Source organism: Pseudomonas sp. Sample_14 (assembly GCF_004307515.1).
Classification (GTDB): Bacteria; Pseudomonadota; Gammaproteobacteria; order Pseudomonadales; family Pseudomonadaceae; genus Aquipseudomonas; species Aquipseudomonas atacamensis.
Genome location: NZ_RCOC01000044.1, coordinates 41,115 through 61,069, shown reverse-complemented (window position 1 = coordinate 61,069; position 19,955 = coordinate 41,115). Strand labels below are relative to the sequence as shown.

Below are 19,955 nucleotides of genomic sequence, written 5' to 3'. Positions count from 1 at the left end.
GTCAGCCCCAGTAGTGATTCCGGGGGTAGTAAGGTAGAGATAAGAAGAGTGACGCCTGCGCGTCAAGAAAATGCACGATGAATGGCGCGCTTAAATCAGCCTTTGCAAGCGTTTGTTTTTCTGAACATAACTAAGTGTTTGTTTGCATGGAAAAACGCCTGCGAAGCAGGTGGCTGACGGTTTTTTGCCGCCGACGAAAGGTCCTTCCGAGCGTTGGTTGCCGGGAAGGCCTGTCATTTAATTGCTGTCAAAAACGCAGCTACAGGTGTACTTCAACTGCTAACGGCAGGTGATCCGAAAGATGCGTCCACGGCTTGTTGCCAAGAATCCTTGGATCGTGGCTACTGGCATTGCGCAGGTAGATCCGGTCAAGCCTCAGCAAGGGAAACCGCGCGGGATAGGTTTTCGCCGGGCGCCCATGGTGGCGCTCAAAGGCTTCGTGCAGATAATCGCGACGGGCGAGGGCGGCGTTGCCTTGCAACTGCCAGTCATTGAAATCCCCGGCAATGATTACTGGCGCATCGTCGGGTAGAGATTCAAGCAGCTGACAGAGCAGTTGCAACTGCAATTGTCGATGGCTTTCCAGCAGACTCAAATGCACACAGATTGCATGCACCTCGGCATGCCCGGGGACATCAAGGATGCAGTGCAACAGCCCGCGCCGTTCAGGCCCGGTGATCGACACGTCGAGGTTGCGGTATTCGCGGATCGGGTATTTCGACAGCAGCGCGTTGCCGTGGTGGCCATCCGGGTAAACGGCGTTGCGCCCGTAGGCAAAATCGCTCCACATGCTGTCGGCGAGGAATTCGTATTGCGAGGTCTGCGGCCAGTCGTTGTAGCGACTGGAATGGCGTTCGTGCTCACCCACCACTTCCTGCAGAAACACCAGATCGGCCGAGGTACTGCGCATCGCTTCGCGCAGCTCCGGTAGAACGAACCGCCGATTCAGTGCGGTGAAGCCCTTGTGGGTGTTGACCGTGAGTACCCGCAGGCGATGAATGACTGGCGCGTCGACCGCTTGACGCTTGGGATCGCTGGACACGTTCACTCCTCTGAATTGGGCCATGCCTGTTCATGCGACTGGTTTGAGGGGGTGGCAGTTCCTTACGATGATTCAACTGCTGGGCCAATGTGGGAGCGAGCCTGCTCGCGAAGACTTCATCACATTCAATACATCTGACACATGACACACCGCTTTCGCGAGCAGGCTCGCTCCCAAAGGTATGTTGAGCTTCCACCGTTCAGAAGAAGACGATTTCATACGGCAAGCGCATCCGCTCCAGCAGCACGGGCGGCAGCAGCGGGGCGATGCCGATGGCCGGCTCGCCCTTGAGCTGGCTGGCGTAAGCGTGGGTCGCGTGGCTTTTGCGCGCCACGGTCCAGGTGTCGAGACGCAGCTTGCGCGCGCGTTCCCAGGGAATCATTTGCTGCTCGCGCTCCGGCCAGTGCCAGGCCCACACCGGCACATCGTGGTAGGTCGCCCCGGCTTTCTGCGCCGCGTCGAAACTGGCCCGGCCAACCACTTCATGATCCGGCGGGCCATCCTTGCGCCAGGTACTGAACACTACGTCGCCCGGTCGCAGGTAACGGCCGATGAACTCGGTGAGCTGGCTTTGCTGATCACTCAGTGCATTGTCAGTAAAGCCGCCGCGCACCCACTTCAGGCTGTGCATGGGCAGGCCGAGGCGGCGCAGGGCTTCGACGCTTTCCTGCGGACGGAATACGCTCAGGCGCTGTTCCGACCACTGGCGCGAGCCGGGGTGGCTGGCGCTACCGTCGGTAATCGAGAGCAATTGCAGGGGATGGCCAAGGCTGGAGAGCAATTGCAGCAGACCGCCGCAAGTGACCACTTCATCCCCCGGATGCGGGGCGATGACCACGGCGCGGGCGCCGGCGGGTACCAGGCTGTGGGTGTTGATGACGGGAATATTGTCGAGTTGCGGCGCGCTGTTCCAGATCTGTGCCGGCAGGCCGTGTTCGTTGAGCAATGACGATTTCATGAGTGCGACGTCCTTGTGGTATCTCGCCCTCAGTCGTGAGCAGCCAACGCTGATCGCGGCCCGTGAAGGCAAATGAATAGCAACGGTGCAGTGCTCCAACCCTTGGATTACTGCGAGGCAGAGTATTGCTCAAGACAGCCGATTCGTCGCGTCACAGATCAATCTGATCCGTAATTTTTTATTCCAGCTGTGCCAGATTGCGCAGAAAATCACCGAACCCACCCTTGGCCCGACTGTCGAGACGGGCGCTGGTATGCACTTGCGGTCGGTGACTCCAGGCGATATTGGCGCCGCTGCGCTCCAGTGCACGCACCAGTTGCACGTCCTCGTCACAGGTCAGCGGCTTGAAACCGCCGGCCAGGCGATAAGCCTCGGCACTGACACCGAGGTTGGCGCCGTGAATGTGCCGATGGCCATCGCGGGCCTGATAATGGCGGTGATAGCGAATCTGCGCCGCCTCATCAATCGATTCGTGCCAGTGCTCGACAGTGACCGTGCCGCACACAGCATCAGCCTCCAGCCCCAGTTGCGCCGCCAGCCAGTCATCGGCGACGCGGCTGTCGGCGTCGGTGCAGGCGATCCAGCGGGCACCGCGCTCGAGCAACAGGCGCGCACCGGTGGCGCGGGCTTCGCCAACGTTGCGCGCATCGATCTGCAAGCTGAGCACTGGATAAGCGCTGACGATCTGCGCCGAGCCATCGCTGCAACTGTCGAGCACCACCAGTATTTCCACCGGCTCGCCGCCCAGTTGTGCATGCTGGCTGGCGCGCAACGCTGCACGCAGGCATTCATCAAGCAGCGCCTCTTCGTTGTGCGCCGGAATCACAATACCGATCAACGCAAGCCCTCCAGGGCCGCCACCGAGCGTGGCTCGCGGCTCCACAGTTCGAGAATGAAATCCGCTTCCTGATGCAGCACCAGACGCGGCAAAGCCAATTGATCGTGGATCTGATCGTGGACCTGCCGTGCATTCAGCGGGCAGCCCTCGATCGGCGGGCGCCAGTGGCAGGCCAGCAATTGTCCGTCGGCGGTCAGTGACTCACTGATCCGGCGAATCATTTCTGTCAGATCTTTTTCGTCGAGGTAGTAGCCGATTTCGCTGAATACAATCAGGTCGAACTTTTCTTCCGGCCAGTCAGCCGGAAGGCGGCCCTGACGGACTTCGGCATGCTCGAAAATGCTCAAGCGCGTCCGCGCCAGCTTCACCGCCGCGCTCGCCGTGTCACAACACAACAGGCGGTCGCAGCGCGGGGCCAGTTCTGCACTCAGTTCGCCGTTGGCGCAACCCGGCTCGAACACCGACCTGTAGCGCGGACGGGGCAGGGCGGCGAGGCTGATCGCGCGCTTGCGCTGTTCGTACCAGCGCTGGCGGAACGCCCATGGGTCGTCATTGCCCGCGAACAGGCCGTCGAAATAGCGGTCATCGACGCTCACAGGAACACCACTTCAAAAGGTTGCAGCAAACGATCGAGCACATAGGGCGCGAGCACTGGCCCGAGGCCGACGTCGCGGTCGCCTTCCAACTGGCTGGCGAACGCGTGCGCGGCGTGGCGTTTACGTGCGATGTGCGTCGGTGAAAGGAGAATCTTGCGCGCACGCTCCCATGGCACCGAAGCGTCTTCCGGGGTTGCCCAGTGCCAGGTCCAGACCGGAAGTTCATGGCAGGTCGCACCCACGCGTCGCGCCGCTTCGACACTGGCGCGGCCGACGGCCTCGTGATCGCTGTGACCGTCCTGGCGCCAGGTAGTGAAAACCACATCACTGGCGTGCAGATAACCGGCGATGAATTCGCTCAACTCGGTTTCCTGCGCCGCCACTTGCGTATCGGTAAAACCTCCGCGCAGCCATTTCAGGCTATGCATCGGCAGACCGAGACGACGCAAGGCTTCGGCAGACTCCTGCGGACGCACCACGCTCAAACGCTCGACTGTCCAGCGCTGCGAGCCGGGGTGACTGGCGCTGCCATCGGTAACAGAGATCAACTGCAACGGCCGTCCGGCTGCCGCCAGCAACTGCATGAGGCCGCCGCAACCGAGCACTTCGTCATCCGGGTGCGGCGCGATGATCACCGCTCGCGAGCCCAGCGGTACCAAGTCAAGAATGTCGATGGCCGGCAGCTCGGCCAGACGGCGCGAAGCCTGCCATTGCTGCAATGAAGTGCCCTGGCCAACGATCGGGTTGGCTTTCATAACGCCCAGACCTCGCAGGACTGACCAGCAATCTGCTGGCCCAATGCAGCAAGGTCGCGTTCGGCATGACTCTGGCGCAGAAATACCGGCAGGTCGGCACTCAACCTGGCGAAATGCCGATCCTGACAGAACGGCCCGGCACCCAGCGCCCGGCCGACTTCGCGCATCACCTGTTCGGCAGACTGTTCGACCACCGCGCGGGCGCGACGAGCAAGCAATTCAGCGTCGGCCTCGGGCTGCGCATCGATTTGCAGCGCGCTGAAGCGCAACACATCGGCTGCCGCTTGCAGTGCTGTGTCAGTCGCACCGAGATGGGCGAGGGCGTGCGGTTCATCGCGTTGCGCGCAATGCTGACGCAGCCCTTCGGCAATCCGCCGTGAAGCGCCGTACCAGCAAGCGGCGATACCGATCCCGCCCTGCCAGAACCCCGGCCGTTGCAGGTAATCACCGGGGTTGCCGATGGCCTGCGCTTCGGCGTTGTCGAACAGCACTTCGACGCTGCCGGTCGCCGCCATGCCCACCGCTTGCCAGCCTTGATCGGTGATGGTCACGCCAGGTTGATCGAGTGCGACTGCAACCAATTGCTGCTGACCGTCCGCGTCCCATGCGGTGAGCAAGGCGTGGCTGAGCACCGCAGCGCCAGAGCACCAGGCCTTGCGCCCGTTCAGCGTCACCATGTGCCCGGCCGGCGTGACTTTCACCCGTGCCTGCGGCGGTTCGGCGGCCCACATGCCCCACGTGCTGCCCGGGGTTGGCGTGCCGCCCAATTGCTCGATGATCGCCAGCGCGTCGGTGTGGCCCTCATAGAATTTGCACAGGCCTAAATCGTGTCCACCGACTTCCGAGAGACGCTGAAAGCGCTCCAGCGTGTGACCGCTGCCGGGCAACGGCAAGCGGTCGAGGCCGGCCTCGACCATTGCCCGCAGGCAACGGCCGAGGGCATTGGTGTCGGCGTAATCTGGCGGACGGCGGGCCAGATAATGTTGAAAGTCCATATCAATCTTCTTCGTCACGTTGCAGTTCGAACAGCAGCAACGAACGCCCGGTCACCGAATATTCATGGCCGAATTCAAAGCGTTCCTGGCCGCGAATAGACGGCTGATTGGTGTCGATCATGCAGGTCCAGAAGCCGCCGTCCGGCACTTCCGGCAGGGTGAAGTTGACGATGTCGTGGTGTGCGTTGACCACCAGCAACAGGGTCGCGTCGGCACCTTTGCGGCGGATGCCGGTTTCCTGCGCGCGACCGTCGAGCAGCATCCCGAGGCAGCGGTTGTGCGCATCGTGCCAGTGCTCGGTGGTCATCTCGGTGGCGTCCGGTGCCAGCCAGGTCACGTCCTTGACGCCGATGTCTTCGTTGTACTCGCCGACCAGGAAGCGTCCGCGACGCAGGATCGGATAAGTCAGGCGCAGCTTGATCAGGCGTTTGACGAACTTGAGCAGGGCCTTGCCGTCCTCGCTCAGGTCCCAGTTGACCCAGCCGATCTCGCTATCCTGGCAATAGGCGTTGTTGTTGCCGTCCTGAGTGCGGGCGAACTCGTCACCGGCAACGATCATCGGTGTGCCTTGGGCCAGCAGCAGGGTGGCGAAGAAATTGCGCATCTGCCGATGGCGCAAAGCGTTGATTTCCGGATCGTCGGTCGGACCTTCGACGCCGTGGTTCCACGACAGGTTGTTGTTACTGCCGTCCTGGTTGTTCTCGTCGTTGGCTTCGTTGTGCTTGTCGTTGTACGACACCAGATCGTTGAGGGTGAAACCGTCGTGGGCGGTGATGAAGTTCACCGACGAATACGGCCGGCGCCCGCGCTGGTTGAACATCTCGCCGGAAGCGGTCATGCGGCTGGCGAAATCGGCAAGCTGAGCGTCGTCACCTTTCCAGAACGCACGCACGGTGTCGCGGAATTTGTCGTTCCACTCAACCCAGCCCGGCGGAAAGTTGCCGACCTGATAACCGCCGGGACCGCAGTCCCACGGCTCAGCGATCATCTTCACCTGACGCAGCACCGGGTCCTGACGGCAGGCGACGAGGAAGCTGTGGCGCTCGTCGAAACCATCGTGGTAACGGCCAAGAATGGTTGCTAGGTCGAAGCGGAAGCCATCGACGTGCATCTCACTGGCCCAGTAGCGCAGAGAGTCGGTGACCATTTGCAGCACGCATGGGTGACTCAGGTCCAGGGTGTTACCGGTGCCGGAATCGTTGATGTAGTAGCGCTTGTCGTCGGGCATCAAGCGGTAGTACGAGGCGTTGTCGATACCGCGCATCGACAGGGTCGGGCCTTGCTCGTTGCCTTCGGCGGTGTGGTTGTAGACCACGTCGAGAATCACTTCGAGGTTGGCATCGTGCAGATGCGCGACCATTTCCTTGAATTCGGCAATCTTGCCACTGGCCAGATAACGCGGGTCCGGGGCGAAGAACGCAATGCTGTTGTAGCCCCAGTAGTTGGTCATGCCCTTTTGCAGCAGATGCTGATCGTTGACGAAGGCATGGATCGGCAGCAGTTCGACAGACGAAACACCGAGCTTGCGAATGTGCTCGAGCACGTCGTCAACCATCAGACCGCCGAAAGTGCCACGCAGGTTTTCCGGCACCGACGGGTGACGCATGCTGATGCCGCGCACGTGGGTTTCATAGATGATGGTCTTGTCCCACGGCACGCTGACGCGATGGTCGTTGCCCCAGGTGTGCGCCGGGTCGATGACCTTGCACTTGGGCACGAATGGCGCGCTGTCACGCTCGTCGAAACTGAGGTCGGCGTCGGGGTGGCCGATGGTGTAGCCGAACAGCGCCTCCGACCATTTCAGTTCGCCGACCAATTGCTTGGCGTACGGGTCGATCAGCAGTTTGTTGTGGTTGAAGCGGTGACCATTGGCCGGGTCATAAGGACCATAAACGCGGTAGCCGTAGATCAAGCCAGGGTGCGCATCCGGCAGGTAGCCGTGGTAGATCTCATCGGTGTATTCCGGCAGCTCGATGCGTTCGAGTTCGACCTCGCCGGCATCGTCGAAAATGCACAGCTCGACCTTGGTGGCGTTGGCGGAAAACAGAGCAAAGTTCACCCCCAGACCATCCCAGGTCGCACCGAGCGGGAAGGGCAGGCCTTCACGGATTCTCGACGGCTCGGCGTGCGCAGCGGGTTCGGCTTTCTTTGGACGGGTCATGATTGCTCCTGCAAAAAAACGGGACAGTTCAGGCAATGAGATTTCCTTGTGGGAGCGAGCCTGCTCGCGAAAGCGTCGGTACATTCGACATTTTCACCAACTGACCTAGCGCTTTCGCGAGCAGGCTCGCTCCCACAGGGTTGTGTGTTGTTCCCAATAAGGGACTTTCTTCGGGGCGCAAGAACCCCTTGTGGCGAGCACGCTCGCCACACAGTCATTCAGTTCAAAAATGGATCGGGTCAGTTCGCCGGAGGTTTCTTCGCGGCTCGCGGCTTTTTCTCGGCAGCCTTTTCGCCCGGCGGGACTACTTTGGCCGTGGCCGCAGGCTTGGCTTTCGCTGCCGGTTTGGCTTTGGCGGTCGCCGGTGTTTTGCCGTCGGTGCTTTTCGCTGCTGCGCCTGTAGTCTTGCCAGCCACTTTGCTGCCCGCCGCTTTCGGTGGCTTCTTGGGTGCCAGCGCTTCGGCCTCGGCCAGCTTGCGCGCCATTTCCCAATGACGTTCTTCGTGGCCTTCAGGTTTCCCTTCCGACTCCCAGATCTGATAGGCGAATTCGCGAATGCGTTTATCGTCGGTGCTCATCGCAATGCTCCTGAACTGAACTCATGCTTGTGTTAAGTGTTGGATAAAGAGATTGACCGGGACATCCCCCAGCGCTTCGCTGACATTCAGCTCCCTGTTTTGTGTGACTACGCTGCTTGCAAAAAGTCCCTTCAGGTTTGCATCCGAAGCGGCAGACGGTAAAACCACCCGCGTATCGCCCCAGCGCAGCGCATCGACCTGCGGCATGGCACTGTTTTCCAGCAACGTCGCGCAACGCACCGGCACTACCACGATGGCCCGCACGCCTTCGTGTTCACGCGCGAATGCCAAGACGTTGTGCGCCTGACTGCCCAGTACTTCCAATGGCTGGTAATCGCCACGACGGAACAGCTCGCTGTGTTCCTTGCGCAGGTTCAACACCTCACTGATCAGCGCCTGTTTGATGCGCCCGTCACGCCAATCCTTGAGCAGTTCGGTACCCGGCACAGATGCCTGCAACGCTTGCTCGCGGGCGGCGTAATCTACCGGGCGGCGGTTGTCCGGGTCGACCAGACTGAAGTCCCAGTACTCGTTGCCCTGGTACAGATCCGGCACACCCGGCACGGTCATGCGCAGCAAGGTTTGCGCCAGCCCGTTGAGCGCGCCGGCAGCGGCGATGCTGTTGACGGTCTTGCTCAGCGCCGCACGCAGCAACTCGCCTTCTTCACCGGTCAACAGCTTTTCCGTGAACGCCTGTGCTGCGTTTTCATACGCTTCATTCGGCGCGCTCCAGCTGCTTTGCAGCTTGGCTTCACGCAGGGCTTTCTGCTGCCATTGCCAGATGCGCTTGGCGTAATCGGCGAAACCGGCCTTGTCGTCGTCCTGCAGGTCCAGCGGCCAACTGCCGAGCAATGCCTGATAGAGGATCAGTTCGTCGCCAGCGGAAGGCGCGTCGTCTTCGATGCGCACGGGGCGGGCGAGGGCGCGCCACAGTTCGACCTGATCGGCGTACCAATGGCTGCGTTCGCTCAGCACGGCCAGACGGGCGCGAGTGTCTTCGCCACGCTTGTGGTCATGGGTAGCAGTCGCGAGCAGGTTGTCTGGAAACTCGGCCATGCGCTGTTGATTGACTTCGTGGAACTCACTGACCGGCGCGCTGAATTGCTCGGTGTTGTAACCGACATCATTGCGCGACAGCAGCACCGCCGAGCGATACAGCGCGGTATCTTCCACGGCTTTGGCCGCCGCCGGCGAAGTCAGTTGCTGGAAACGCACGCAGGCATGCTTGAGGATCTTGCGCGAGCGCCCCCGTGGCTTGCGGCGCCAAGGCGTGCCGCCGAGCCAGCTGGCGACCGAGTCGAGCACTGGCCAGTCGGCTTCGCTGAGGGTTTGCCGCGCACCGTCCATGGCGTGCTGGAAAATCGCTTCGTCCTGCTCGGACCGGCCCATGGCGCTGATGTAAGTGCGATAAACCGGGAAGTGCACGATCAGCGCATGCAGCACGCGGCGAATCGCGCCCAAGGTCAGGTCGCGGGTCATCAGGTCATCCCGCGCGACTTGATGCAGGGCCTGCGCGACACTTTCAAAGTCGCTGGCCAGCGAGCCGTTGAGGATCTGCTGACGGGCCAGTTGCGCTTCTTCCATGAACGCAGCCGGGCGCTCAGTGCGGCGCTGCCAGAGTTCGCCGAGCACGTGTTCGCCGTCCGGGTCGTGTTGCAGCAGCGACAGCTGATTCATGAACTCGTAGCCGGTGGTGCCGTCGACGCTCCAGTCGCGGCGCAGGGTTTCGCCCTCGCCGAGGATCTTCTCGACATAGATCGGCAGATGACGTCCCGGCGCCAAGTGATCAAGGCGACGGCGCAATTTGCGGCAGTAGCCACGCGGGTCGGCGAGGCCGTCGATGTGGTCGATGCGCAAGCCGTCGACCAGACCTTCTTCGACCAATTGGAAAATTTTGCCGTGGGTCGCTTCGAACACCGCCGGACGCTCGACGCGCAGGCCGCCAAGCTCGTTGATGTCGAAGAAGCGCCGCCAGTTGATGTCGTCCGCCGCCGTGCGCCAACTGGCCAGGCGATAACTCTGCCGTTCCAGTAACTCGTGGAGCTTGTGGAAGCCTTCCTCGGTGGTGGAATCGTACTGTGCGAGGTTGCCTTCGATAGTCGCCAGAACACGCGGATCGCTCGCCAGCTCGCGCAACTCCTGCTTGAGCGGCATCGCCAGCGAATGTGCGTCGGTCTGGTAGCTGAGTGTGCTGAAGCGATCTGCCAGAGACTTCAGCGTGTCGTCGGACTTGAGCAGCTCGCCATAGTTGTTCGGGCAGATCGGGAAGTGGTGATCGTAGTGCTCAACGTAAAAAGTACCGGTCTGCGCGTTGAATTTGAGCTTAAGCGTGCCTTCCTGCAACGCCACGCCGTAATCACTGCCAAGGAACGGCAGCAGCAACTGGCCTTCCATCAACGGGTCCGGCGAGTGCCACTGAATGTCGAAGAATTCGCCGTACGGGCTCAGGCGTCCCCATTCGAGCAAGTCGAGCCACCACGGGTTGTCATTGCCGCCCACGGCCATGTGGTTGGAAACGATGTCGAGGATCAGGCCCATGTTGTGTTCACGCAGGGTGCTGACCAGTTGGCGCAACGCCGGCTCGCCGCCCAGTTCCGGATTGACCTGGGTCGGGTCGACCACGTCGTAGCCATGCATGGAACCGGCGCGCGCCGCCAGCAATGGCGAGGCATAGATATGGCTGATGCCGAGGCGGGCAAAGTACGGCACCAATGGCACGGCTTGTTCGAGGGTAAAACCTTTATGAAATTGCAGGCGCAAGGTGGCGCGCAGTGGCTGGATTTGCTGTTGATTCATTGGTCACGCTCAGAGGCTTGAAGGCGCGCGCAGGCCAGCAGTTCCAGGCGGCGGGCGGCATCGGGGCCGTCCAGCAACGCTTCGCTGGGACCGGGCAAACGTCGCGACCAGTTCGGATGTGAATCGGTGGTGCCAGGCAGATTCGGCTGTTCATCGATACCCAAGGCATCTTCCAGCGGCAGCAGCACCAGCGGCGCGCGGGTGTGGCCGAGGAAACGCACACTGGCATCGACCACTTGATCGGCTTCGTGGGACTCTTCGCGGAAATTCTGCGGATCCTGGCGCAGTGCATCGCGCAGGCCTTCGCGTTCACGCTCGCGATGCCGACGCCAGTCGATTTCGCCGTTGGCATCGACCAGCCCAAGTCGTGCGTTCCAGTCGATATCGCGGCCATGCCACCAACCGTTGAGCGTCGGCAGGTCATGGGTGCTGGTGGTCGCCAGGGCATCATCCGGCCAGTCGAGAATCGGTTTGAAGCGGGTGTTATCCTGTTCGAACAACAGCACGCGCATGCCCAGGATTGACCGCGCGGCAAGTTTTTCCCGCAGGCCTTCCGGCACGGTGCCGAGGTCTTCGCCGAGCACGATGGCCTGATGCCGATGGGATTCCAGGGTCAGCAGGCGCAACATGTCGTCGAACGGGTAATACAGATAGGCGCCATCCGCCGGAGCGGCGCCGTTGGGAATCACCCACAGGCGTTGCAGGCCCATGACATGGTCGATACGCAAGCCACCGGCGTGGGCGAAGTTGGCGCGCAGCATGTCGATGAAGGCACGGAAACCGTTACGGATCAGCCCTTCAGGCGAGAACGCGGAAATGCCCCAGCCCTGGCCGCTGCGATTGAGGATGTCCGGCGGCGCGCCGACGGTCAGCGAGGCGAGCAATTCGTCCTGAAAACTCCAGGCCTGGCTGCCAGCGCCATCAGCACCGACCGCGAGGTCGGCGATCAGACCGATGCCCATGCCGGCACTGCGCGCAGCAGTTTGCGCACGCTCGAGGCAGCGATGGATCAGCCATTGGCAGAACGCGAAATAACCGATGCGCTCGGCATATTCCTCGGCAAACGCGCCGAGCGCCGCGCCGCGTGGGTCGTGCCAGTGCTCTGGCCATTGGCGCCAGTCGAGGCTTTCGCCACGGGCGGCGCGCATTTCCTGAATCGCTTCGAAGCGGCAATGGTTCTCCAGCGCTTCGCCACCGGCGTGACGAAAACTGGCGAAGTCGGCGTGCAGCGGATGCTCACCAGCGACGAAACCGTCATATAAGGCTTGCAGCAGCTTCTGCTTTGCTTCGGCAGCGGTCGGCCAGTCGATCAGCTTGAGATTTTCCAGCTGCTCGAACTGCGCGGCCAGGCCACTGGCATCAATTGCATCACGCAACGCGCGTTCCCCGAGAATGCTCCCCGGCGCGGCATACAGTGAATTGAGAAACAAGCGGCTGGACGGCGAATAAGGGCTGTAGCGGCCATTGTCTGCGCTGAACATCGCGTGCATCGGACTGATCGCCAGCGCATCGGCGCCACGTTCGCCCGCTACACGAACCAGTTCCTCCAGCGCCTGGGTGTCGCCAAAACCACCGTCACCCGGACGGCGCAGCGAATACAACTGGGCGCTCAAACCCCAGGCCCGCGGGATCGGGCTATCGACCGCATCGGCGACGCTGAAGCAGCGTTCAGGCGCCACGGCGAGCGTGAAATACTGATCGGCGATATGCACTTGCTGGTAACCGACCGGAATCAAGCCGGGCAACATGGCTTCGTTGTCCAGCTTCAGGTTCATCTGCGAGCCGTCTTCAAGATGGATTTCGCAGGGGGTTTCCGGTGAGAAATAGCGACTCAGGTCGAGGGCAACGCCCACGTCGCAGGTCAGCAGGGGCGGCAAATGGCGGTCTTGCTGGACTTCTTGCAATTCCAGCAGGCTGGCATCGATTTCTTGCGCGGTGCTGGCGGGGTGGCCGAGTCCGATCAGGACATTGCGCAACACAGCAGGAGCGACTTTTTGCTGACGCCCGTTGGCGTCGATCCAGTCGACGGCAAGGCCGGCTCGACTGGCGAGTATTTCCAGTTGCGCATCGCTCATAGGCGCTCTCCATCCAGGGGGTGCATAACGGGTGCGGCCGTGAGGCTGACGAGCGCGGTGTACGCCGGCAGTTGGTTCGGGTCCGACAGTTCGATCGCGGCTGGCTGTTGAAACAGCCACTCGGTATCGGTCTGTGCAGGGTTGACCACTGGCGTGTCGCTGAGGTTCAGGTCAATTCGCAGCTCACTGCCGTTGCCCAGTCGCCAGCGTGCGCTGACCGCGCCATAGCCGAGCATCTGCGCGCCCAGAGCCTGGGTCCCGGAGAGGTTGGGAATGATGTACTGGTGACGCAATTTCAACAGTTGCCGATAGAGCTCTTGGGTCTGCTGTTGCAATGGCGTGCCGCTGCCGGACAATCGCGGCTGCGAAGCGTGGAAAGTGCTTTCGGCATTCGGATCGGGGATCTGTTCGCGCTTGTGCGGATCGGTAAAGGCACTGAATGCGGCGAACTCGTTGCGCCGACCTTCCCGCACCAGTTCCGCCAGTTCACCGTGGTGACTGGTGAAAAACAGGAACGGTTGCTCGGCGGCAAACTCGTCGCCCATGAACATCAGCGGAATCATCGGCGACAGCAGCAACAACACCGTCGCCGCTTGTACCGCACGCGGGTCGGCGAGCTGATGCAGGCGTTCGCCAAAGGCACGGTTGCCGATCTGGTCATGGTTCTGCAGGAACAGCACGAAAGCAGTGGAGGGCAGATGTTCGCTCGGCTCGCCACGGGGTTCGCCATGGCGAGTGATGTGGCCTTGGAAAACAAAGCCCTGACTCAGGCAGCGCACCAATTGCTCGGTGGGTTGCGCGGCATAGTCGGCGTAGTAGGCGTCGGTTTCGCCGGTCAGCAGCACGTGCAGGGCGTTATGACCGTCATCGTTCCACTGCGCGTCGTAATCGTTTTCCAGCAGGCTCGACTGGTTCAGCTCGTTCTCGACGGTCAGCCAGACGTGCCGGGTCGGGTCTATCTGCTGGCGAATGCGTCGGGCCAGATCGCTGAGAAAGTCGGGATCCTCAATCGCGTGCACCGCATCCAGACGCAAACCGTCGAAACGGTATTCGAGCAGCCACATCAGCGCGTTTTCAATGAAGAACTCGCGCACTTCCGGGCGACGGAAGTCGATCGCCGCGCCCCAGGGCGTGTGCTTGTCCTCGCGGAAAAAGCCTTTGGCGTAACGATGCAGATAGTTACCGTCGGGACCGAAGTGGTTGTAGACGACGTCGAGAATCACCGCCAGGCCATGGCCGTGGGCGGTGTCGATCAGGTGTTTGAGTTGTTCCGGTGTGCCGTAGGAGGCTTGCGGTGCATAGGGCAGCACTCCGTCGTAGCCCCAGTTGCGATCACCGGGGAATTGCGCCAGCGGCATCAATTCGATGGCGGTAATGCCCAGCGCCACCAAGCGCGCCAGATGCTGTTCAACTTCGGCAAATCCACCGAGCGCACCGACGTGCAGCTCGTAAATCACCGCTTCGCTCCACGGCCGACCATTCCAGGTCGTGTGCCGCCATTGGTAGGCATGGGGATCGACCACCACACTGTGGCGGTCGAGGTCACCATCCTGCGCTCTGGAGGCCGGGTCCGGCACCTCCAGTTCGCCATCGATGCAGTAACGGTAGCGACTGCCCGCCGGGCAATTGGCCTTGATTACAAACCAACCGTCGCCCTGAGGCAGCATGGGCAACGATTTTCCATCTTCCAGTTCCACACTGACGTAGAACGCGTCAGGCGCCCACAACGCAAATTGCGTGTGCTCGGCATCCAGCATGATCGCGCCGTGGGGCCAGGTTTCTTGGGTCCTTGACGGCATTTTCTGCAACTCCCTGGTTATTTGTGGCTGGCTTTACCCAACGCCTTGGCGACCAGTTGTTCGTAAAGTTCGGCGTACGGTTCAACCGCTTTGCTCCAGTTGAACGGTGCAGCCATGGCGCGGCAGCGCATGGCATTGAGCAGTTCCGGGAAGGCGAAGACCTTGAACGCGCGGCTCAGGGCTTCCTTGTAGCTATCAACGGTGGACTCATCGAAGAGGAAACCGGTGACGCCGTTTTCAATGGTGTCGGCCAGACCGCCGGTGTTGCGCGCGACCGGCAGCGAGCCGAAACGCTGGGCGTACATTTGGCTCAAGCCGCAAGGCTCGTAACGCGAAGGCATCAAGAGGAAATCGCTGCCGGCGAACATGCGTCGGGCATCGGTTTCGTTGAAGCCGATGCGCACGCCGATCTGGCCTGGGAAGCGCAGCGCCAATTCGCGCATGGCTTGCTCTTCTTCCGGCTCGCCGCGACCAATGATCGCGATCTGACCACCGTTCTGCACGATGAACTCGGACACCGCTTCGGTGAGGTCAAGACCTTTCTGATAGACCAGGCGCGAAACCACGGCGAACAGTGGGCCGGTAGAGTCATTCAGGCCGAACAGCTCACGGACGTGGGCGGCGTTGACCGCTTTGCCTTCCCAGTCGCCGATGGCGAACGGGGCAAACAGGTGCGGGTCGGTCGCCGAATCCCAGCTCTCGTCGATGCCGTTCGGGATACCGCTGAGCAGGCCTTGCTGGGTCTTGGCGGCAAGGAAACCGTCGAGGCCACAGCCGAAGTCCGGGGTGGTGATTTCCTGAGCATACGTCGCGCTGACGGTGGTGATGTGGCTCGAATAGGCCATGCCGGCCTTGAGGAACGACATCTTGCCGTAGAACTCCATGCCTTCCTGTTGCAGGGCATGGGTGGGAATCCCCAGCTCCGGGCAGGAACCAAGGCTGGTCACGCCCTGGTAGGCAAGGTTGTGAATGGTGAACAGCGTTGGCGTGCGCTGCCCGCGCCAGTGCATGTAAGCGGGCGCGAGGCCAGCCGGCCAGTCATGGGCGTGCACCAGATCCGGGCGCCAATGGATTTGCGCAAGGTTGGCGGCGATGTCGGCAGCGGCCAGGCCGAGACGGGCGAAGCGGATATGGTTGTCCGGCCAGTCGCGACCGTTGTTGGCGCCGTAAGGGCCACCTTCACGCTCGTAGAGTTCAGGGCAGATCAACACGTAGATCACCAGGCCATCGGGCATGTCCATGCGTCCGATCTTGCAAGGTGGCAGCGCAGCGTGGCCACCCAGCTCGCCGATGATGTGAATCGGGTTTTCGCTGTGCACCACTTGCGGATAACCGGGAATCAGCACCCGCACATCATGCAGATGGGCCATGGCCCGGGGCAGGGCGGCGGAGACGTCACCGAGGCCGCCGGTCTTGACCAGATCGGCGATTTCCGAAGTCACGAACAACACTTTTTTCTTGTTGGGATTCTGGCTTGCTACCGGAGCAAGCGTCTTGGTGCCGGGTACGTTGATCTGTCGGCTGCCGGGAACACTGATGGTGCTCGATTCTCCAAGCGACTGGTGAGCACGCTCTCCCTGAATATCCAATGCCGCACTGATCATATGTATCTCCCGTGTGTGATCTGATTCTTGTCTCGAACAAGCTGTTTCGTGGCCAAGTCCTGTGGCCGGGCGCAAAGGCGCCACGCATCGGTGAGCAAATGCTGACCCAACACGCGCAAGCAGAATGGGTGGTGAGGCCGTTGCAAGGATTACACCAGTCGCTTTCGCCCAGTTGTTCTGATGACCTGTGGCGTGAAGCAAAAGTTTCGACTTTTTTTCGTCGGTATGACCGAGTGGTTTGGCCACTGAAAAATGAGTCTAGGCCAGATCCTAGAGCGGGTCGGGGCAAATGGGTAAATTGTTCGACAATCGGTTGTGTCGGGATGTAAGCGAGGGTTCAGGAGGGGAAACGCTCCGACGAAGGGCATGTTTTTCGGTCGGAGTGGGCCAAAACAGTGACTGGGTAGTCACGGTTTTGTGCTAGAGGATGGGCGGGTTGCACCGTTGTGGTGCGAAGGTATTTCAGCGTGGTATCTGAAATGACCCCTTCGCGAGCAGGCTCGCTCCCACAATGGGACGCGTACAACCTGTGGGAGCGAGCCTGCTCGCGAAGAGGCCTGTTGCAGCAACTGAACTTTAAAGTGATGGAATCAATTCAACAGACGCACCGGCTCCCCAGTTGCCCAACCCTGAATATCCTCGATCATCTGCCGGAAGAACTGCTCGTAATTCTGCCGACTGACATAGCCCACATGCGGCGTGGCGAGGACATTGTCCAGCGTGCGAAACGGGTGCAGGGCCGGCAAAGGCTCTTGCTCGAACACGTCCAGCGCTGCCCCGGCAATGCGCCGTTTCTGTAGCGCCTTGATCAACGCCGCTTCATCGACGATCGGCCCGCGAGCAGTGTTGACCAAAAGCGCGCTCGGTTTCATCCACTCCAGCGCTTGGGCATCAACCAGACCGCGACTGCGTTCACTGAGCACCAGATGCACCGACAGCACGTCGGCCTGCTCGAACAGTTGCTGCTTGCTGACGTACGTCACGCCGACCTGTTCCGCGCGTTCGGCGGTGAGGTTCTCGCTCCAGGCGATCACCCGCATGCCGAACACCTGGCCGAACTGCGCGACCCGCTGGCCGATGCTGCCCAAACCCAGGATTCCCAGGGTCTTGCCATGCAGATCGCCGCCGAGGCCCTGTTGCCACTGGCCGGCGCGCAAGGCATTGGCTTCCTTCACCAGATCACGGGTGGCCGCCATGATCAGCGCCCAGGTCAGTTCCGGTGCGGCATGTTTGTAACTGTCGGTGCCGCAGACCTTGATGCCCAGCGCTGCAGCGGCCGGCATGTCCAGCGCCGCATTGCGCATGCCGCCGGTGACCAGCAACTTCAGATTGGGCAAGCGTCCGAGCAAGTCGGCGTCGAAACGCGTGCGTTCGCGCATGACGCAGATCACCTCGTACTGGCCGAGGCGCTCGGCCAGTGTCGCGTTGTCGGCCGGGTAATCATGCACAAAGGTCACGTCACCGATGCTCTCCAGCACGGACCAGTCGACCACGTCGCGTGCCACGTCCTGCCAGTCATCGATCACTGCAATCTGCACCGTCATCGGCTTACCTCATCATGGAGCGGAAGGAGTCTTGCCCAGCCAACCGAGCAACGCCTGATGGAATTTCTCCGGTTCTTCCATTTGTGGCGCGTGGCCCATGCCCGGGAATTCGATCAGCGTCGACTGCGGAATCAACTTGGCGACCTGTTTGCCGAGCACCTCGTAGTGGCCGATTTTCGCTTTGACTTCCGGCGGTGCGAGGTCCTTGCCGATGGCGGTGGTGTCGGAGGTGCCGATCAGCAACAGGGTCGGCATCTTCAGGTCCTTGAACTCGTAGTAGACCGGCTGGGTGAAGATCATGTCGTAGATCAGCGCCGAGTTCCACGCGACCTGGGTCTTGCCCGGACCTTTGCTCAGACCGGCGAGCATGTCGACCCAGCGATCGAATTCGGGCTTCCAGCGGCCGTCGTAATAAGTGGTGCGCTCATAGTCGCGAATGCCCTTGGCCGTGACCTTCAACTCACGCTGATACCACTGATCGACGGTGCGATACGGAACGCCGAGGGCTTTCCAGTCTTCCAGACCGATCGGGTTGACCATCGCCAATTGATCGACCTGCTCCGGGAACAGCAGCGCATAACGGGTGGCGAGCATGCCGCCGGTGGAGTGGCCGAGCACAGTGGCTTTCTGAATGCCCAACGCCTTGAGCAATTGCTGGGTGTTGGTCGCCAGTTGCTGGAAGCTGTACTGATAGTGCTCGGGTTTGCTGGAGGTGCAGAAGCCGATCTGATCCGGCGCAATCACGCGGTAGCCGGCATCGCTCAAGGCCTTGATCGAACTGTCCCAGGTCGCCGCGCAGAAATTCTTGCCGTGCATCAGCACCACGGTGCGGCCGTTGGCCTTGCCATTGGCGGCGACGTCCATGTAACCCATTTGCAGCTTCTGACCCTGGGATTCGAAGGCGAAGTGTTTAAGCGTGTAAGGATATTGGAAACCCTGCAGCTCCGGGCCGTAGGCAGGCCCTTCGGCGGGGGCGGTTTCAGTGGCCGCTTGCGCCATTAATGGCAGGGCAGCGCTGAGGACGAGGCCGGGCAGCCAGCGGGAAAGCGTGACGGACATAAGCACTAACTCCTTGAAAATTGGCCGACTCTGGAAGGTCGGGATTACGCCGACGTTAAACAAAGGCAATCACAGGAAGGGTTGGTTCAACCGAGCCAGCCCAGGGTCAGCAAGGCCAGCACGCCATAGCGCGCGCCTTTGGCCAGGGTGACGATCAACAGAAAGCGCCCGAGCGGTTCGCGCATGACGCCGGCAATCAAGGTCAGCGGATCGCCAATCACCGGCAGCCAACTGAGCAGCAGCGACCAATGCCCATAGCGCTCGTAGTGCTTGCGCGCCTTGGCCATATGCCGCGGACTGACCGGGAACCAGCGTCGATCCTGAAACCGCTCGATGCCCCGTCCCAGCCACCAGTTGACCAGCGAACCGAGCACGTTGCCCAGCGTCGCCACCGCGAGCAAACCCCACAGCCAGTAACGCTCGCTGACGATCAGGCCGACCAGCAGCGCCTCGGACTGCAACGGCAACAATGTCGCCGCGCCAAACGCAGCAAAGAACAGGCCGAAGTAGGCTGCCCCCATCAACGGGCCGGGTAGTCCGCCACTACCACATCAGCGCCGTCCTTCTTCAGGCCGATGACCTGATACGCGTCGCTCATGCCGTCCATTTCCATGCCCGGTGAGCCCATTGGCATGCCCGGTGCAGCCACACCCAGCAGATCGTCGCGCTTGCTCAACGCAAGCACCTGATCGGCAGGCACATGGCCTTCAACGAATTTGCCATTGATGATCGCCGTGTGGCAGGACGCCAGACGCGGTGGTACGCCGTGCTGCTGTTTAAAGCTGCTCATGTCGCTTTCGACGTGATCTTCGACTTTGAAGCCATTGGCTTCGAGATGGCTGATCCACTTTTTGCAGCAGCCGCAATTGGCATCGCGGTGCACTTCGATCGGGATCAGTTCGGCGGCTTGCGCCAGGGAGGAGATGAACAGGGCGCTCAGGGCGAGCAGACGCAGTTGGCTTCGCATGGGAATGGGCTCTCGACTCGGTGAAGGTCAGCAAGAACGCATTTTGACCTGTTTTCCCGCTCCTACATCAACTGAGTGTTTCCAGTTGCTACAAAACACCCGAACCATTGTAGGAGTGAGTCTGCTCGCGAATGCGGTTGACCAGCCGCAGCTCCAGTGACTGAGAAATCGCTTTCGCGAGCAGGCTC

At 61.3% G+C, this 19,955-nt stretch carries 16 protein-coding genes; all 16 read right to left on the bottom strand.

Annotated features, from left to right (window positions below; all coding sequences use genetic code 11):
- Positions 1 to 259: 259 nt before the first annotated feature.
- The 16 genes from D8U61_RS10500 to D8U61_RS10425 all read right to left on the bottom strand — a co-directional run bounded on the left by D8U61_RS10500 (position 260) and on the right by D8U61_RS10425 (position 19,767).
- Positions 260 to 1,042, bottom strand: a complete 783-nt coding sequence (locus tag D8U61_RS10500) for an endonuclease/exonuclease/phosphatase family protein (protein WP_016774637.1) — start codon at positions 1,040 to 1,042, stop codon at positions 260 to 262.
- Positions 1,043 to 1,241: 199 nt separating this feature from the next.
- A complete protein-coding gene (locus D8U61_RS10495; protein WP_016774638.1) occupies positions 1,242 to 2,000 on the bottom strand; it encodes a PIG-L family deacetylase in 759 nt (252 codons plus the stop codon).
- A gap of 178 nt (positions 2,001 to 2,178) precedes the next feature.
- Positions 2,179 to 2,838 carry a glycosyltransferase gene (locus tag D8U61_RS10490; protein WP_130887329.1) on the bottom strand — a complete coding sequence of 220 codons (660 nt, stop codon included), beginning with the start codon at positions 2,836 to 2,838 and terminating at the stop codon, positions 2,179 to 2,181.
- Positions 2,835 to 3,434, bottom strand: coding sequence for an SAM-dependent methyltransferase (locus D8U61_RS10485; protein ID WP_130926880.1), 600 nt, complete (start codon positions 3,432 to 3,434; stop codon positions 2,835 to 2,837). Before D8U61_RS10485 ends, D8U61_RS10490 begins: the two co-directional genes overlap by 4 nt.
- Complete coding sequence (locus D8U61_RS10480) at positions 3,431 to 4,189, bottom strand: PIG-L family deacetylase (protein ID WP_122612253.1); 759 nt, start codon at positions 4,187 to 4,189, stop codon at positions 3,431 to 3,433. The genes D8U61_RS10485 and D8U61_RS10480 overlap by 4 nt, the downstream gene beginning before the upstream one ends.
- On the bottom strand, positions 4,186 to 5,184 hold the full coding sequence (locus tag D8U61_RS10475; protein ID WP_130926879.1) for an acyl-CoA dehydrogenase: 999 nt from the start codon (positions 5,182 to 5,184) through the stop codon (positions 4,186 to 4,188). Before D8U61_RS10475 ends, D8U61_RS10480 begins: the two co-directional genes overlap by 4 nt.
- Before the next feature lies 1 nt (position 5,185).
- On the bottom strand, positions 5,186 to 7,345 hold the full coding sequence (glgX, locus tag D8U61_RS10470; protein WP_041480983.1) for a glycogen debranching protein GlgX: 2,160 nt from the start codon (positions 7,343 to 7,345) through the stop codon (positions 5,186 to 5,188).
- Between the two features lie 239 nt (positions 7,346 to 7,584).
- The gene (locus tag D8U61_RS10465) at positions 7,585 to 7,923 is read right to left on the bottom strand and encodes a DUF2934 domain-containing protein (RefSeq protein WP_130926878.1); all 339 of its coding nucleotides are present in this window, start codon (positions 7,921 to 7,923) and stop codon (positions 7,585 to 7,587) included.
- Between the two features lie 21 nt (positions 7,924 to 7,944).
- Positions 7,945 to 10,719: a malto-oligosyltrehalose synthase gene (locus D8U61_RS10460; RefSeq protein WP_130926877.1), complete on the bottom strand. Its 2,775-nt coding sequence runs from the start codon at positions 10,717 to 10,719 to the stop codon at positions 7,945 to 7,947.
- Positions 10,716 to 12,794, bottom strand: a complete 2,079-nt coding sequence (malQ, locus tag D8U61_RS10455) for a 4-alpha-glucanotransferase (RefSeq protein WP_122698339.1) — start codon at positions 12,792 to 12,794, stop codon at positions 10,716 to 10,718. Before malQ ends, D8U61_RS10460 begins: the two co-directional genes overlap by 4 nt.
- A complete protein-coding gene (gene treZ / locus D8U61_RS10450; RefSeq protein WP_122612248.1) occupies positions 12,791 to 14,593 on the bottom strand; it encodes a malto-oligosyltrehalose trehalohydrolase in 1,803 nt (600 codons plus the stop codon). The genes malQ and treZ overlap by 4 nt, the downstream gene beginning before the upstream one ends.
- Before the next feature lie 17 nt (positions 14,594 to 14,610).
- Entirely contained in the window at positions 14,611 to 16,197 is a 1,587-nt protein-coding gene (gene glgA, locus D8U61_RS10445) for a glycogen synthase GlgA (RefSeq protein ID WP_016774645.1), read from the bottom strand.
- Positions 16,198 to 16,787: 590 nt separating this feature from the next.
- The gene (locus D8U61_RS10440) at positions 16,788 to 17,741 is read right to left on the bottom strand and encodes a D-2-hydroxyacid dehydrogenase family protein (RefSeq protein WP_130926876.1); all 954 of its coding nucleotides are present in this window, start codon (positions 17,739 to 17,741) and stop codon (positions 16,788 to 16,790) included.
- A gap of 12 nt (positions 17,742 to 17,753) precedes the next feature.
- Positions 17,754 to 18,800: an alpha/beta hydrolase gene (locus tag D8U61_RS10435; protein ID WP_125916206.1), complete on the bottom strand. Its 1,047-nt coding sequence runs from the start codon at positions 18,798 to 18,800 to the stop codon at positions 17,754 to 17,756.
- Between the two features lie 86 nt (positions 18,801 to 18,886).
- Positions 18,887 to 19,321, bottom strand: a complete 435-nt coding sequence (locus D8U61_RS10430) for a YqaA family protein (RefSeq protein WP_041480976.1) — start codon at positions 19,319 to 19,321, stop codon at positions 18,887 to 18,889.
- On the bottom strand, positions 19,321 to 19,767 hold the full coding sequence (locus tag D8U61_RS10425; RefSeq protein ID WP_041480975.1) for a DUF411 domain-containing protein: 447 nt from the start codon (positions 19,765 to 19,767) through the stop codon (positions 19,321 to 19,323). The genes D8U61_RS10430 and D8U61_RS10425 overlap by 1 nt, the downstream gene beginning before the upstream one ends.
- Positions 19,768 to 19,955: the final 188 nt, after the last annotated feature.